Below are 13704 nucleotides of genomic sequence, written 5' to 3'. Positions count from 1 at the left end.
GCATGTCGCCCAAAAGTGACGTCGGTTTTGGGAAAACGACATGCACAAAAACAAGGACCTAAAGCGCGTCGCCTGAATCCGTTTCTGCGCGACGCGCTTTAGCCAGCAATTTCGGGAAAACGCTCGGTTTTCCAGCGGAATTGCCCGGAAACAGACGGCTAACCGGCAGTCCGCCAACTGCCGTCATTTTTGCCAAATTCGGCCCTAGCCTTGCGCCAGGGGATTCGTAGCAAGATCAGACGGTAGGGCCATGAACACAAATCCGGGCGGCGGCGGGGATTTCGGACGGCAAGGCACCAAGGGCCCGATCGTGCCCAAGACGGCGGCCGAGGCGCTGCGCCCGGAGGCCGGCACGCCGCCGCCTTCGAAGCGCTCGCGCGCCTCGCGCAGCCAGATCGTCGTCTTCCTGAATTTCTTCCTCTCGGTGGTGATCCTCGTAGTGCTCGCCTCGGGCGCCGCGCTCTATTTCGGCATGCAGGCCTTCGTCGAGGCCGGTCCGTCGGCCAATGGCGACACCTTCCTGATCAAGCCGAACACCGGCGTGCAGGATATCGCCGACCAGTTGGAGCGCCGCAACCTGATCAGCGACGCCCGCATCTTCAGGCTGGGCGTACGCGCCACCGGCAATGAATCGGCACTGAAGGCCGGCGAATATGCCATCAAGCCGCGCGCCTCGATGCGCGACATCATGGAGCTGTTCAAAAGCGGCAAGTCGGTGATGTACTCGCTGACCATTCCCGAAGGGCTGACGGTCGAGCAGGCGCTGCAGCGCGTCGCCGACCAGGAAGCGCTGACCGGCGAGATGCCGTCGACCTCGCCGCCGGAGGGCAGCATCGCCACCGACACGCTGCGCTTCACCCGTGGCGCCACAAGGCAGCAGATGGTCGACAAGCTCATCGCCGACCAGAAGAAGCTGGTCGAGGACGTCTGGTCGCATCGCGCGCCGGACCTGCCGATCGCCAACATCGATGATTTCGTGACGCTCGCCTCGATCGTCGAGAAGGAGACGGGCCGCAGCGACGAGCGCTCGCGCGTCGCCGCCGTCTTCCTCAACCGCCTCGCCAAGGGCATGCGGCTGCAGTCCGATCCGACGATCATCTACGGCTTGTTCGGCGGCAAGGGCAAACCGGCCGACCGGCCGATCTACCAGTCCGATCTCGACAAGCAGACGCCCTACAACACCTATCTGATCAAGGGCCTGCCGCCGACGCCGATCGCTTGCCCTGGCCGCGCGGCACTGGAAGCGGTCGCCAACCCCTCGCAGACCGACGATCTCTATTTCGTCGCCGACGGCAATGGCGGCCATGTCTTTGCCGCGACGCTGGAAGAGCACAACCAGAACGTCGCCCGCTACCGGGCGCTGCAGAAGAAGCAGGCCGACGCCGCGGCCAAGGCCTCCGGCCAGACGACGGCGCCGGCTGCTCCCGATGACAATGCCAATGGCAATGACGCGGGCAACAATGGCGATACCGGCGAGAACGGCGACGCCGGCGGCGACGCTCAGTAAGCTTGCCACTCACGTCCTTTGACGCGAGCCGATATTCATGTTTTGAGGGGACGCCGGCCAAAGTCCGGCAATTTGGGCGCGTGGGGCGTCAGGCGAACAAGCCTGGGCCTGCGACAGGGGATGCATAATGAGCCTGCAAAGCATGACCGGCTTCGCGCGGTCCGTCGCCGAAAGCGACGGGACCTCGATCGCCTGGGAGGTGAAGTCGGTCAACGGCAAGAGCGTCGAGGTGAGGCTCAGGCTGCCGCAAGGTTTCGACCGGCTGGAGACCACCGTCCGGCAGACCGTTCAGAAGCGGTTCGCCCGCGGCAATTTTCAGGCGACATTGACGGTCGGCCGAGCTGCGGCGAAACAGGTTCAGCCGGTGGTCAACGAGGCTTTCTTGAAGGATCTGGCGGGCCTGGCGAAGCGCCTACAGGAGCAGTTCGGCACCGAGCCCGCTACCGCCGACGGGCTGTTGTCGCTGCGCGGCGTGCTCGACATTCCCGAGGCGGTCGAGACCGAGGAGGAGCGGGCAGCACTCGACGCCGCGATCCTCGCGGCGCTCGAAGCAGCACTCAATGGGCTCGAACAGGCGCGCCGCAACGAAGGCGCCGCACTCGGTAAGCTGCTTGCCGGCCATATCGACGCCATCGAGGCGCTGACGCTGAAGGCCGAGGCCGACCCCTCGCGCGAACCGTCGGCGATTCGTGAGCGCATCGCAGAGCAGGTGCGTCTGTTGATGGATGCCTCCGCCAATCTCGATGCCGCGCGCCTGCATCAGGAAGCGGCCTTCCTCGCCACCAAGGCCGACATCCGCGAGGAGATCGACCGGCTGAAGACCCATGTCGCCTCCGGCCATGCTTTGTTGAGAAGCGGCGGTGCGGTCGGCCGCAAGCTCGATTTTCTGGCGCAGGAATTCAACCGCGAATCGAATACCCTATGCTCAAAGTCGAACGCCGCCGCGGTCACCGCGATCGGGCTGGAGCTCAAGGCGGTGGTCGACCAGTTTCGCGAACAGGTCCAGAATCTGGAGTGAGGGAATGGTTGCCAAGGAGCCGACGGCTGCCAGGGATCTGGGGTCCCGCATCCGCCGCCGCGGATTGATGCTTGTGCTGTCGTCGCCGTCCGGTGCCGGCAAGTCGACCATCGCGCGCAATCTTCTGGAAAGCGATGGAAGCCTGGAGCTGTCGGTTTCTGTTACCACCAGGCCGCGCCGCGGCTCCGAGATCGAGGGCGTCCACTATCATTTCAGCACCATGCGTGAGTTCGAGCGGCTGCGCGATTCCGACGCGCTGCTCGAATGGGCCGAGGTGCACGGCAATTGCTACGCGACGCCGCGCGAGCCGGCCGAGCTGGCGCTGGCCGAGGGCCGCGACATGCTATTCGACATCGATTGGCAGGGCGCCCAGCAGCTCAAGGAGAAGATGCGTGCCGACATCGTCTCGATCTTCATCCTGCCGCCGTCGATGAAGGAGTTGAAGGCGCGCCTGAAGCGTCGCGCCGAGGACCAGGAATCGGTGATCGAGACCCGGCTGAAGAACGCCCGCCTCGAGATCGAGCATTGGAAGGAATACGACTTCGTCATCGTCAACGACGATCTCGACCGAGCCTTCGCCGAAGTCCGCGCCATCGTCACGGCGGAACGGCTGCGGCGCGACAGGCGGCCGGGGCTGTTCGATTTCGTCTCGGGATTGCTGGACGAGAAGACGGAGTGAGGCGGGCGCCGTTGCGTCGCCGAGCCGAATAAACCGCATCAGCCGTCTTACAGATCGTCCGGCCAACGCTGTGCCCCATGAAGCACGCGTAGGATTCGAATTCTGCCCTCGGTCAGCTGATAGGCCGCGACGTATGGCGTGCCGACGATGACAAGCTCTCGTGTCGCCGAGAGTCTGCCGATCCGGCCGCACTCGGGAAAGTCTCGAAGGCGACTGACGGCTGCGACAATCCGCTTATCGACGGGGATCGCGGCCGCAGGGCTATTAGCCTCGATATGCGTAAAAATGCCGTCGCGATCCGAAAGCGCGAACGCCGACCATACGATCTTCAAGATTTAGGCCCATTGACCCTGCGACGCGCTGCGGCGCGTTTTTCGGCAAAATGCGCCTCGACCTGGTCGTCAGGAATGTCAGGCCGGGTGTCGTCGAGGGCCTCGCGCACCTTGGCACGAAACCACACGTCGTAGGCCTCGCTGTTCGTGATCAGATCGATGGGAATCGCACCTTCGTTGGCGGTGCGCGTGAGTAATATCCGCACCGCGTCCGAGACCGTAAGCCCCATGCTTTCGAGCACTGCGGAAGCTCGATCGCGGATGTCGGCGTCGATGCGCGTCTGGACAAGTGCATTCGTTGGCATGGCAGTCTCCTTTGCAGGAAGGTAATGCATTCGAATGACAATTGCCAATGGCCCATTTGCGGAGCAGAGAACTAAACCGCGTTCGTCAGCCTTACAAACTCCTCGACGCTCAGCGTCTCGGCGCGGCGCGTCGGGTCGATGCCGGCGCGCGTCAGCAGCGCTTCGCCGCCGAGGCTCTTCACGCTTTGCCTGAGCATCTTGCGGCGCTGGCCGAAGGCGGCTTCGGTGACGCGGCCGAGCTTTTTGGCATCGGCGGGCAGGGGTGATGCGCGCGGCACCAGATGCACCACCGAGGAGGTGACCTTGGGCGGCGGGGTGAAAGCCTGTGGCGGCACGTCGAAGGCGATTTTTGCCTCCGTGCGCCAGCCGGTCAGCACACCGAGCCTGCCGTAGGCATCGCTGCCGGGGAAGGCGGTGATGCGTTCAGCCACCTCGCGCTGGAACATCAGCGTCATCGACTGGTAGAAGGGCGGCCACTCGGCTCCCGTCAGCCAGCGGATCAGAAGCTCGGTGCCGATATTGTAGGGCAGGTTGGCGGCTAGCTTTACCGGGGCGCCATCCGCCGTGGCGGCAAGGGCGGCAAAATCCGTCTTCAGCGCGTCACCGGCAATCACCTCCAGCCGTCCCGGATAATGACTGGCGATATCGGCCAGCGCATCCAGGCAGCGTTCGTCGCGCTCGATAGCGATCACGCGCCGCGCGCCGTTGAAGAGCAGCGCCCTGGTCAGCCCGCCCGGGCCCGGGCCGACCTCGATCACCGTCGCCTCGCCAAGATCGCCGGCGGCGCGCGCTATCTTGCCGGTCAGGTTGAGGTCGAGCAGGAAATTCTGCCCGAGTGATTTTTTCGCCTGCAGGCCGTGGCGCTCGATCACTTCGCGCAGCGGCGGCAAGCCGTCGATGGTCACGCGCCCTTCGCTCAAATCAGATCCTCATGCCGCGGCGGCCTGGCGGCCGCTGTCGGCCAGCCGGCGCGCCAGCCTGAGCGCCGCGATCAGGCTGTCGGCGCGCGCGATGCTCCTGCCGGCGATGTCGAAAGCGGTGCCGTGGTCGGGCGAGGTGCGGATGAAGGGCAGGCCGAGCGTGACGTTGACCGCCTCGTCGAAGGCCAGCGTCTTGGCCGGGATCAGCGCCTGGTCGTGATACATGCAAAGTGCTGCGTCATAGCCGGCCCGCGCACGCGGGTGGAACATCGTGTCGGCCGGCAGCGGTCCGACCGCCTCGATGCCTTGCGCCTTCAACACCTCGACGGCCGGGGCGACGATCGCGGCATCCTCCTGGCCCATGGCGCCGCCTTCTCCGGCATGCGGATTGAGCCCCGCAATCGCCAGCCGCGGTCGCGCGATCCCGAAGCGGCTCTTGAGATCTGCCGCCGTGACGCGCGCGGTGGCGACGATCAACTCCGTCGTCAGTACCTTCGGCACATCCGCCAGCGGGATGTGTATGGTCACCGGAACAGTGCGCAATTCAGGCCCGGCCAAGAGCATCACCGGCGTCACCTCCGTGCCGGTATGACGCGAAGCCAGATGCGCCAGGTATTCGGTGTGGCCGGGAAAGCGGAAGCCGGCGTCGTAGAGCGGCTTTTTGGCGATCGGGCAGGTGACGACGGCCGCGGCGCGGCCAGCGAAACAGTCGGCCACGGCGCGGTCGATCGCCTCGATGGTGCCGGCGGCATTGGCGGTGTCCGGTTCTCCCGGCCGGTCGCTGTGGCGGGCGTCGAGCGGCACGATGGGCAGCGCGCGATGGAAGTGGTGCGCGGCTTGTCCTGGCAGTGTCTCGGCGATCGTCACCGCGGCGCCGAGCCGGCGCGCCCGCGCCTCGATCAGGGCAGGGTCGGCAAGCAGGTAGAAGGGCGGCACGCCGGCGCTGTCACCCGCCTGCCAGGCGGCGATGGCGATCTCCGGCCCGATGCCGGAGGGATCGCCGACGCTGAGCGCCAGCGGCGCATCGGTCTTCTGAGCGCTCATGCGAGCTCGCCGATCGCGCAGCCCGCGCGCAGGCAAATCTCGGATATGTTGCCGTGACGAGGCACGCGTCGAACCCTGCCGCTTGAGAGCGGATCGTCGTTCACGAAACGACCGCTCTATCCCCTGTTTTTGACGCAGTTACAGATGAAACCGCTTCACGCTTCCTTGGCAGTCCGGACGTCCTAGCGTTCGACGATCTTGGCCTTCTGGCGCAGCTCGGCGACATATTTCTTGCTGAGCTCGTCGGCGTCCTTGTCGTTGCTGCCTTCGGCCTGGAAAACCATCTGCGCCGCCTTATCGTCGGAAACCTCCCGCGAGGAGCAGATACCGATGAACTCGACGCCACGCTCGGTCTCGCGCGTCGGCGTCGCGCCGCCGACCTTGGTCGCCTTGATCTGGTCGGCCCAGTCGGTCGGCAATTGCGGCGCCAGCACCCGGCCGAGATCGCGTACGGTGACGTCGATCAGCCCCTTGGCGAATTCGCGCGTGGTGGTGCAACCGTTGAAGCGCGCGCGCATCGCGTCGGCTTCGCGCTTGCGCTTGGCAAGCGTGGCGGAGCGCTCTGCGGCCGGCACGACGAAGATCACCTGCTGCAGCATGTATTCCATGGCGGTGGGCTTGGCGCCGCCCTTGTCCAGCATGCGCCGCACGGCGTCCTGCTCGGTCACCGAGCCGCCTTCGCCCGAACGGTAGCGGGCGCCGAGCGCCTGGTTCCAGGCCATCTGCGCGCGGATGAATTCCTTGAAGTGCTCCTTGGTGACGCCCGATTGCGCCATGATGGCGTCGAGCTTGGCCAGCGGCATCTTGTTGCCAGAGGCAAAGCGCTGATAGGCCGCGTCGACCTGCTGATCGGTGATGCGGATGCCGAGCCGCTTGGCCTCGGCCAACCGCAGCGTCTGGTCGATCATCTCCTGCGCGGCATCGCCCTTCTTGTGCTGTAGCTTGAAGAAGGCGGCCCGATGCTGGATATCGCCGGTCGTGATCGGTATGTCGTTGACGATATACTTGATCTGCGCCGCGAAAGCAGGCTGAACAGAGGCCGTCACCGAAACCGAGGTTGCCGCCACCAGCAGTGCCAGGCCTGCCGAAAACAGGTATTTCCTCATCTTAACCTTCCCCATTTTCCCGCCACGCTTGGCGCCGCGCGTCCCTCCGAACGCATGCGCCACGTGGCCAACCCCATGCCCGGCCTATGCGGCGAAACGATGTCGCCGGTACCCAACCCCGGAATCAAGCCATTTTCGAGGGATCGCGCGCCAAATCAAGACCCGCGGCGCCGATATGTCGGCGACACGGCCACCGGCAGGCTCTACTGGATGGTATCGACGGACTTGGTCGAGGATCCGAAATCGCCAAGCGTGCGGAACGACAGGTTGAAGCCGATGTTCTGCGACAACTCCTTGGTGACGGTATCGCGGGTCTGCGAATAGGTCATGATATAGGTGAAGCAGGAATCGTTATAGGCAAATCCGACGCCGTCATTGACCAGCACGTTCTGCTCGATATCGTAGGTGCCGGTGCCGAAGAGGCGCCAGTTCTCGTTGAGATGCGTCGAGGCGCCGAGCGTGACTTCATGGCGGTCGGTGGTGAAGCCATAGAGCGGCTGTGCCTGGATGAAGGCGTATTTGGCGCTGAGCGATATCGGCGTGCTGGAATAGGCGGCCTTCAGTTCGGCACGCCTGACTTCGAAGGTGTCCTCGTCGAAACGGCCGCTGACCGAACCGGAGAATCCGCTCGGGCTGTTGAAGCCAACCAGGCCGACATAGTCGGATTTGGTTGTCTGCAGGCCTGAATAGGCGCCGACATTGACCAGATCCGGCGCGTCGAATGAGTTTTGTCCCGCCAACTGATAGGATTGGCCGAAGATGGCGTTGGTGCTCCAGCCGCCGTCATACGAGCCGGAATAGCGGAAGCCGACATTGGCGCGCGTGCCGCCTTCGATGCGGTCGTAGCCGGAGAACTTGTCGCGCTCGAACAGGGTGGTGGCGTCGAAGACGAAGCTCTGGGCGTCCTCGTTCGGAATGGCCAGGCCGCCGACATACTGCTCGTTCGGGCGCACGAAGACCTGCGCTGTCGGTTCCAGAATGTGGCTGGAGTTCGCCATCGAGAACAGAAGCGGCCAGCGCATATCGAGGCCGAGTGTGGCCATGTAACGGGCCAAGGACGACCGCATATCGACGCTCTCGCCGAGATTGGTGGCCATCTGGTTGACCGCGGCGATCGAAGCCGAATTGGCGTCGACATAGCCCGCATCGCCGCGGAACGCGAGCAACGGGGTCAACTGCAGGCCGTCGTCGGTGGTAAATGTGCGCTTCCACTCGGCCTCGGCGGTGAGCCGGCTGGACTCGCCCTCGATGCCGCGCACATTGTTGATCGAGGTGGGAACCGCACTATCAGCCAGCACCGCGTCCAGCCGGTTGCGGCTGATGACGCGCGCGTTGACGTTGAGCGACAGCTGGCCGCCGGCCACCGACATGTCGGGGATATAGGCATAGTCGAACGACGGCAGCACCCAGGGCTGCTTGGCCGCGCGCGCCGTCGGATCGCTGGAGAGCGTGTCTTCCTGCACTTCGAAGCGCATGGCGCGCACGTCGAAGTAATTGCGGTCGCTCAATCCGGTCAGATAGATCGACGATTGATGAATAAGGTCGCTGTAGCCGTCGATATTGTAGGTGCGCGAGAATTCCTTGTCGGTCTGCACCAGCACGTCCCAACCGAAATTCCAGCGCTCGTTGATGGCGAACTGCCCTTTGGTGCCCATCATGCCGCGGAACTTGTTCGGATCGTTTTGCGGCCCCGAATTCACGTTGTAGCCGTTTTCATCGACGAAGGCGCCGGGATCCTGCTGGTTGATGCCGGCGATCTTCAGCGTGTACTGGCCGTTGTTGAAGCGCTGGCGCCACTCGGCCTCGCCGAGGAAACCCTGCTTGGTATAGCCGGTGCCGGTGACGGTCAGGTCGTAGGTCGGCGACAGGGCGAAGTAATACGGAATCTTCACGCCGGTGCCGAGGTGGCTGTTGAAGACGATGCCGGGCAAGAGGAAGCCGCTCTTGCGCTTCACCGTCGGGTCGGCGATCTCGAAAGCCGGCAGATAGGCGAGCGGGAAGCCGAAGAATTCGAAATTCGCATTCTCGAAGCGGACGGTTTTCTTCTCGCCGTTCCAGATGATCTTGCGCGCCTTGACGCGCCAGGTCGGCGCCTTGTCGGGCTTGTCCTCGCACGGCTCGCAGGCGGTGTAGACGCCGTTGTGGAAGGTGGTCAGCACACCGCCCATGCGCTCGGCGCTCTCGGCGGCGAAATAGGCCTTGTCGATCGTCTCGACGCGCAGCGCGTTGGCAAAGCCGTCGGCGAAGTCGTCGGTGATGTCCATGTGGTCGGAATTGATCTTGGTGCCGTCGCTGTTGATCAGCTCGACGGCGCCGCTGGCAACGAGGCGCTTTGTGTCGCGGTTGTAGACCACGCGCTGGGCCACCAGCTTGTTGCCGCCATAATCGATCTGGACGCCGCCGACGGCGGTCACCGTGTGCTTGTCGTTGTCGTAGACCAGCGTGTCGGCGGCCAGCAGCATCTGCGTGCCGGACGGGACGGCTTTGGCAGTAACGACCTGCGCCAGCGCCGGTGCAGTCGGCACCGCGCAAGCGAAAAGACATGCCAAGGCGGTCGCCCCATAAAGGCGTGCCAAACCGGCCTGCCTATGGCTGCGCAAACCAGCCTCCCTCACTAGCCGTCTTCCTTGTATAGCAGAAATGTCACCCCAAAGAACATAGCCACGACAACCGGAACCCATGCAGCCACCATTGTAGGCACGAATCCGGCGACACCGAATGCCTTGACCAGTACCGAAACGACATAAAGCAGAAACCCGGCCACGACGCCACCCAGAATCATCGTTGCCGACTGCCCCATTCGCGCAAATCGCATTGAAACTGTTGCCGCAATCAGTGTCATGGCCACCAGCAGGAACGGCAACGCCACCAGCGAATCAAACTGCATGGCGAAGGCATTTGCCTTGAGCCCGAACGAGCGGGCAACCTCGATCTTGCGCGGCAGCTCGTAGAAAGGGATGGTTTCGGGGCGCGCCAGGCGCTCTTGCACGAATTCCGGCCGCAGATTCGTCGCCACCTTGTCGGACGCCAGCGTCTGGATATTGCCGCCCTTGAAGATCTTGACGTCCTGCAGGTCCCAGTAGCCCTCGCGCAGGAAAGCCTTGGCGGCATCCTTGCGCTCGGCGATGTTGCCTTGCTGGTCGAGGATGAAAAATACCGCGTCCGCCATCTCCAGCCCCTGGTTGAGGATGGCGCGGGCGCCGATGATGGTGTCGCCCGAATCAGTCTTCTGCCTCAGCCAGGGCGTCTCGGTGGTGGTGACGGCATTCGATTTGCCGGCCCTGAGGTCGTTCTCCATCTGCTCGGACCAGGAAAAGCCGTGCGCCGCGATCGGATTGATCACGGCTACCGACAGAACGCCGAACATCAGCGCGCCGACGCAGCAGGGAAACAGGAACTGCCAGGCCGAGACGCCGGCCGAGCGCGCGATCACCAGCTCGTAGCGACGATTGAGCGACACCAGCGTCGCCATCGCCGAGAACAGCCCGACGAAGGGCACGGTCTGCAGCATGATCATCGGCATCCGCAGCGCCGAAATGGCGAAGGCGGTGCCGTAAGTGAAGCCGGGCAGGCCGGTGGTGCGGCCGGAAAGCTCGGTGAAGTCGATCAGGAACACCAGCGCCAGCAGGCCCAAAAAGAACCAGATCGTGATGGTGACGTAGCGAAAGAAGAAATAACGGCCAAGCGTCCAGCCCATTGCTCAGGCTCCCTGGCCGGAAGCGCTGCGCCGGACGAGCCACAGCTTCAGCGCCGACCATGAATTGCTGACTCGGCCGGCGAGGTTGGTCAGCCAGTCGGCCCAGGCGGTGGGCAGTTCCATGGTACGCGAGGAAACGATGAACCAGATCGAAACCGCGGTAGCGGTAAGCGGTACGGCGTAGAGCAGATAGACGAAGTACCAGACCTTGTCGGCCTTGCCCGCCACGAAGAATCCGATCCAGCGCACGAAAAGCGCTATGGCGATGGCGGTGATCAGCGGGTGGATTCGCGCCTCGCGGTGCGAGCGCGCGTCGCCGGCGACGGCCAGCGCGATGAGCGCAAACACCAGCGAATAGCTCCATTCCGAGAAGCGCTGGTTGAGCTCGCCCCGGTAGCTGCCCGGTTCGCGCTGGTACATCTTGTCGTTGGGGTCCGGATTGAGCAGATATTGCGTCGTGCGGTCCTTGGGCAAAAGCGTGATGTCGTTGGCTGCAGACAGGAAAGCCGACATGTCGAACGCATAGGAGGTGAAGCGGATGACGGAGAGGTCGCCGGTCAGCGATTTGCGGTTGATGACGCCGTCATTCATCATCAAGACCTTCTCGCCCTTCTGTTCGACGATGCTGCCGGACTTGGCGTAGTAGACGAGGCTTGCGCCTTCCTCGCGCGAATCGGCGACGAAGATGCCGCCCAGCCTGTTGCCGGGAAGCCGCTCGCCGATCTGCAGATAGAGCCCCTCGTCGATCTTGCGGAACGTGCCCTCCTGGATGATCAGCGACAAAAGATCGGCGCGCGAGGCCGCGACCAACTGGCGATTCTTCTGCCGGGCATAGGGATCGATGCCGTTGTCGACGACGAAGGAGAAGGCGCAGGCAGCAAGCGCCAGCAAAAGGATCGGCCGCGCGATGGTCCAGCGCGATGCGCCGGCGGCGCTCAGCACCGCCAGCTCCGAATCGGTGTTCATGGCGGAGAGCGTCTGCGCCACCGCGACCACCAGCGCGAACGGCACGACGATCGGGATGATCGAAGGGATAATGAGCGCGGCGACCTCGAAGAAGGTCAGTGCCGACTGGCCGTTGTCGGTGACGAGGTCGATCTTGGCCAGCACTTGCGTCGTCCACACGATCGCCAGCGTCCAGACCAGCGCCGCCAGGAACATCGCCAGCGCGCGACGCATGATGTAGCGTTCAACGACCTTCATGAAGGCTTTTCTCGATCTTGCCGAACGGCATCATGCCCGCGGACAAAATAGTGATCCGGCGGCGCCCGCACAACTGGGTCATCGGCGCTCGCTCCGCTTTGTCGCCCCCCGGCGCGCCGGAGTCTGAGCGCCAATCGATAAGAAATACGAAACATTGATGGTTAACAGCATGTTGCGGCAGGAGGCTTACGTCGTGCCGCGACGAATCCTGCGGCATTTTCGGCGCTGGTATAGACCGCGATTTCGGCCAAAGTCTTGCCAAATGGGTGAAAACGACCAAATGTCGCGCACGCTTGCCAAAGCTCGCGCTTGCTCAAATTACCTTGCCGACACTTGCGGCCATCCCCGAAAGCAGGACCTGATGACGTCGAGACCAACCATTGCCTTCGCCAAATTCGCCGCGCCCAAAAAGGGCAGCATCTTCGTGCTCGCGGCCGAGGGCGGCATCCTTGGCGAAGCCGCGAAGGCCTGCGACCCCGCCGGTGCATTGGCGCGTGCGTTTCCAGTCGCGGATTTCTCCGGCAAGTTCGCAAGCTCGGCCGAAGTGCTGGCGCCCGAAGGCACCTCGCTCGACCGGCTGGTGGCGATCGGCGCCGGCAAGGTGGCGAGCCTCGATGATTATGCCTGGCTGAGGCTCGGCGGCGCCATCGCGGCATCGCTGCGCAAGGCGACCGAGGTTGCCGTCATCCTCGACCTGCCGGAGTTGCAGCCGGATGCGCGCCAGGCGGCGAACCTTGCCGCCGGCATTCTTTTGCGCAGCTATGCCTTCGACAAGTACAAGACCAGGAAGGACAAGGACGACGGGCAATCCGAAGGGAACAAGTCCGAGGTCAAGAAGGCCGAGCGGAAACCCGCCAAGGTGACCATCCACTGCGCCGACCCCGCCGCTGCCAAGAAGGCCTTCGCCAATGAAGAGGCGGTGATCGACGGCGTGCTGCTGGCCCGCGATCTTGTCAACGAACCCGCCAATGCGCTCGGTCCGGTCGAATTCGCCGACCGCGTCAAGCAACTGGAAGCGCTCGGCGTCGAGGTCGAGATCCTCGCCGAGAAGGAGATGAGGAAGCTCGGCATGGGTTCCCTGCTTGGTGTGGCGCAGGGCTCGCCGCGCGGCGCCCGCATGGCCGTCATGCAATGGAAGGGCGGCAAGCCCAAGGATGCGCCGGTTGCCTTCATCGGCAAGGGCGTCACCTTCGACACCGGCGGCAATTCGATGAAGCCGGCCTCCGGCATGGAGGACATGAAGGGCGACATGGGCGGCGCGGCCGCCGTCACCGGCTTGATGCATGCGCTTGCCGCGCGTAAGGCGAAGGCCAATGTGGTCGGCGTCATCGGCCTGGTCGAGAACGCTGTCGACGGCCATGCCCAGCGCCCCGGCGACATCGTCACCTCGATGTCCGGCCAGACCATCGAGGTGCTCAACACCGACGCCGAAGGCCGCCTCGTTCTGGCCGACGCGCTCTGGTACGCCAACGATCGGTTCAAGCCGAAATTCATGGTCAATCTGGCGACGCTGACCGGCGCCATCATGGTCGCGCTTGGCCAGCATTACGCCGGCCTGTTCTCCAACAATGACGAGCTTGCCGGCCGGCTCTTCAACGCCGGGCAGGCAAGCCAGGAGCGGCTTTGGCGCATGCCGCTCGGACCTGAATACGACAAGCTGATCGAGTCCAAGAACGCCGACATGAAGAACATCGGCGGCCGCTACGGCGGCGCCATCATCGCCGCCCAGTTCCTGCAGCGTTTCGTCAAGGACACCCCCTGGGCGCATCTCGACATCGCCGGCACAGCCATGGGCGCGCCGTCGAGCGAGATCAACCAGTCCTGGGGCTCGGGCTTCGGCGTGCGCTTGCTCGATAGACTAGTGCGTGATCACTACGAAGGATAGAGCTGCGG

The 13704-nt window shown here is 64.0% G+C and carries 12 protein-coding genes; 4 read left to right on the top strand and 8 right to left on the bottom strand.

Annotation, left to right across the window (positions count from 1 at the left end):
* Nucleotides 1-250: 250 nt before the first annotated feature.
* From mltG to gmk, 3 genes are all read left to right on the top strand, one after another.
* On the top strand, nucleotides 251-1507 hold the full coding sequence (gene mltG / locus FJ988_RS23095; RefSeq protein ID WP_140820648.1) for an endolytic transglycosylase MltG: 1257 nt from the start codon (nucleotides 251-253) through the stop codon (nucleotides 1505-1507).
* Nucleotides 1508-1634: 127 nt separating this feature from the next.
* A complete protein-coding gene (locus FJ988_RS23090; RefSeq protein WP_140820647.1) occupies nucleotides 1635-2525 on the top strand; it encodes a YicC/YloC family endoribonuclease in 891 nt (296 codons plus the stop codon).
* 4 nt (nucleotides 2526-2529) lie between these two features.
* Complete coding sequence (gene gmk, locus FJ988_RS23085) at nucleotides 2530-3204, top strand: guanylate kinase (protein WP_140820646.1); 675 nt, start codon at nucleotides 2530-2532, stop codon at nucleotides 3202-3204.
* A gap of 47 nt (nucleotides 3205-3251) precedes the next feature.
* Here the strand turns inward: gmk and FJ988_RS23080 are convergent, their stop codons facing one another.
* From FJ988_RS23080 to lptF, 8 genes are all read right to left on the bottom strand, one after another.
* Nucleotides 3252-3536: a type II toxin-antitoxin system RelE/ParE family toxin gene (locus FJ988_RS23080; protein ID WP_140820645.1), complete on the bottom strand. Its 285-nt coding sequence runs from the start codon at nucleotides 3534-3536 to the stop codon at nucleotides 3252-3254.
* A complete protein-coding gene (locus FJ988_RS23075) occupies nucleotides 3533-3841 on the bottom strand; it encodes a type II toxin-antitoxin system RelB/DinJ family antitoxin (protein ID WP_140820644.1) in 309 nt (102 codons plus the stop codon). The genes FJ988_RS23080 and FJ988_RS23075 overlap by 4 nt, the downstream gene beginning before the upstream one ends.
* 71 nt (nucleotides 3842-3912) lie before the next feature.
* Nucleotides 3913-4746: a 16S rRNA (adenine(1518)-N(6)/adenine(1519)-N(6))-dimethyltransferase RsmA gene (rsmA, locus tag FJ988_RS23070; RefSeq protein WP_140820697.1), complete on the bottom strand. Its 834-nt coding sequence runs from the start codon at nucleotides 4744-4746 to the stop codon at nucleotides 3913-3915.
* A 24-nt stretch (nucleotides 4747-4770) separates the two neighbouring features.
* Nucleotides 4771-5805, bottom strand: coding sequence for a 4-hydroxythreonine-4-phosphate dehydrogenase PdxA (gene pdxA / locus FJ988_RS23065; RefSeq protein ID WP_140820643.1), 1035 nt, complete (start codon nucleotides 5803-5805; stop codon nucleotides 4771-4773).
* A gap of 182 nt (nucleotides 5806-5987) precedes the next feature.
* A complete protein-coding gene (locus FJ988_RS23060) occupies nucleotides 5988-6911 on the bottom strand; it encodes a peptidylprolyl isomerase (RefSeq protein ID WP_140820642.1) in 924 nt (307 codons plus the stop codon).
* A gap of 203 nt (nucleotides 6912-7114) precedes the next feature.
* A complete protein-coding gene (locus tag FJ988_RS23055) occupies nucleotides 7115-9526 on the bottom strand; it encodes an LPS-assembly protein LptD (protein WP_181183641.1) in 2412 nt (803 codons plus the stop codon).
* The gene (lptG, locus tag FJ988_RS23050) at nucleotides 9526-10608 is read right to left on the bottom strand and encodes an LPS export ABC transporter permease LptG (RefSeq protein WP_140820640.1); all 1083 of its coding nucleotides are present in this window, start codon (nucleotides 10606-10608) and stop codon (nucleotides 9526-9528) included. Before lptG ends, FJ988_RS23055 begins: the two co-directional genes overlap by 1 nt.
* Nucleotides 10609-10611: 3 nt before the next feature.
* Complete coding sequence (gene lptF, locus FJ988_RS23045; RefSeq protein ID WP_140820639.1) at nucleotides 10612-11811, bottom strand: LPS export ABC transporter permease LptF; 1200 nt, start codon at nucleotides 11809-11811, stop codon at nucleotides 10612-10614.
* A 361-nt stretch (nucleotides 11812-12172) separates the two neighbouring features.
* Here lptF and FJ988_RS23040 point away from each other — a divergent pair, with 361 nt between their 5' ends.
* On the top strand, nucleotides 12173-13696 hold the full coding sequence (locus FJ988_RS23040; RefSeq protein ID WP_140820638.1) for a leucyl aminopeptidase: 1524 nt from the start codon (nucleotides 12173-12175) through the stop codon (nucleotides 13694-13696).
* The last annotated feature ends 8 nt before the right edge of the window (nucleotides 13697-13704 follow it).

It is taken from the genome of Mesorhizobium sp. CU3 (assembly GCF_006442965.1).
Lineage (GTDB): Bacteria > Pseudomonadota > Alphaproteobacteria > Rhizobiales > Rhizobiaceae > Mesorhizobium.
Note: the sequence above shows the minus strand (reverse complement) of the source record. Positions and strands in the feature narration are given on the sequence as shown.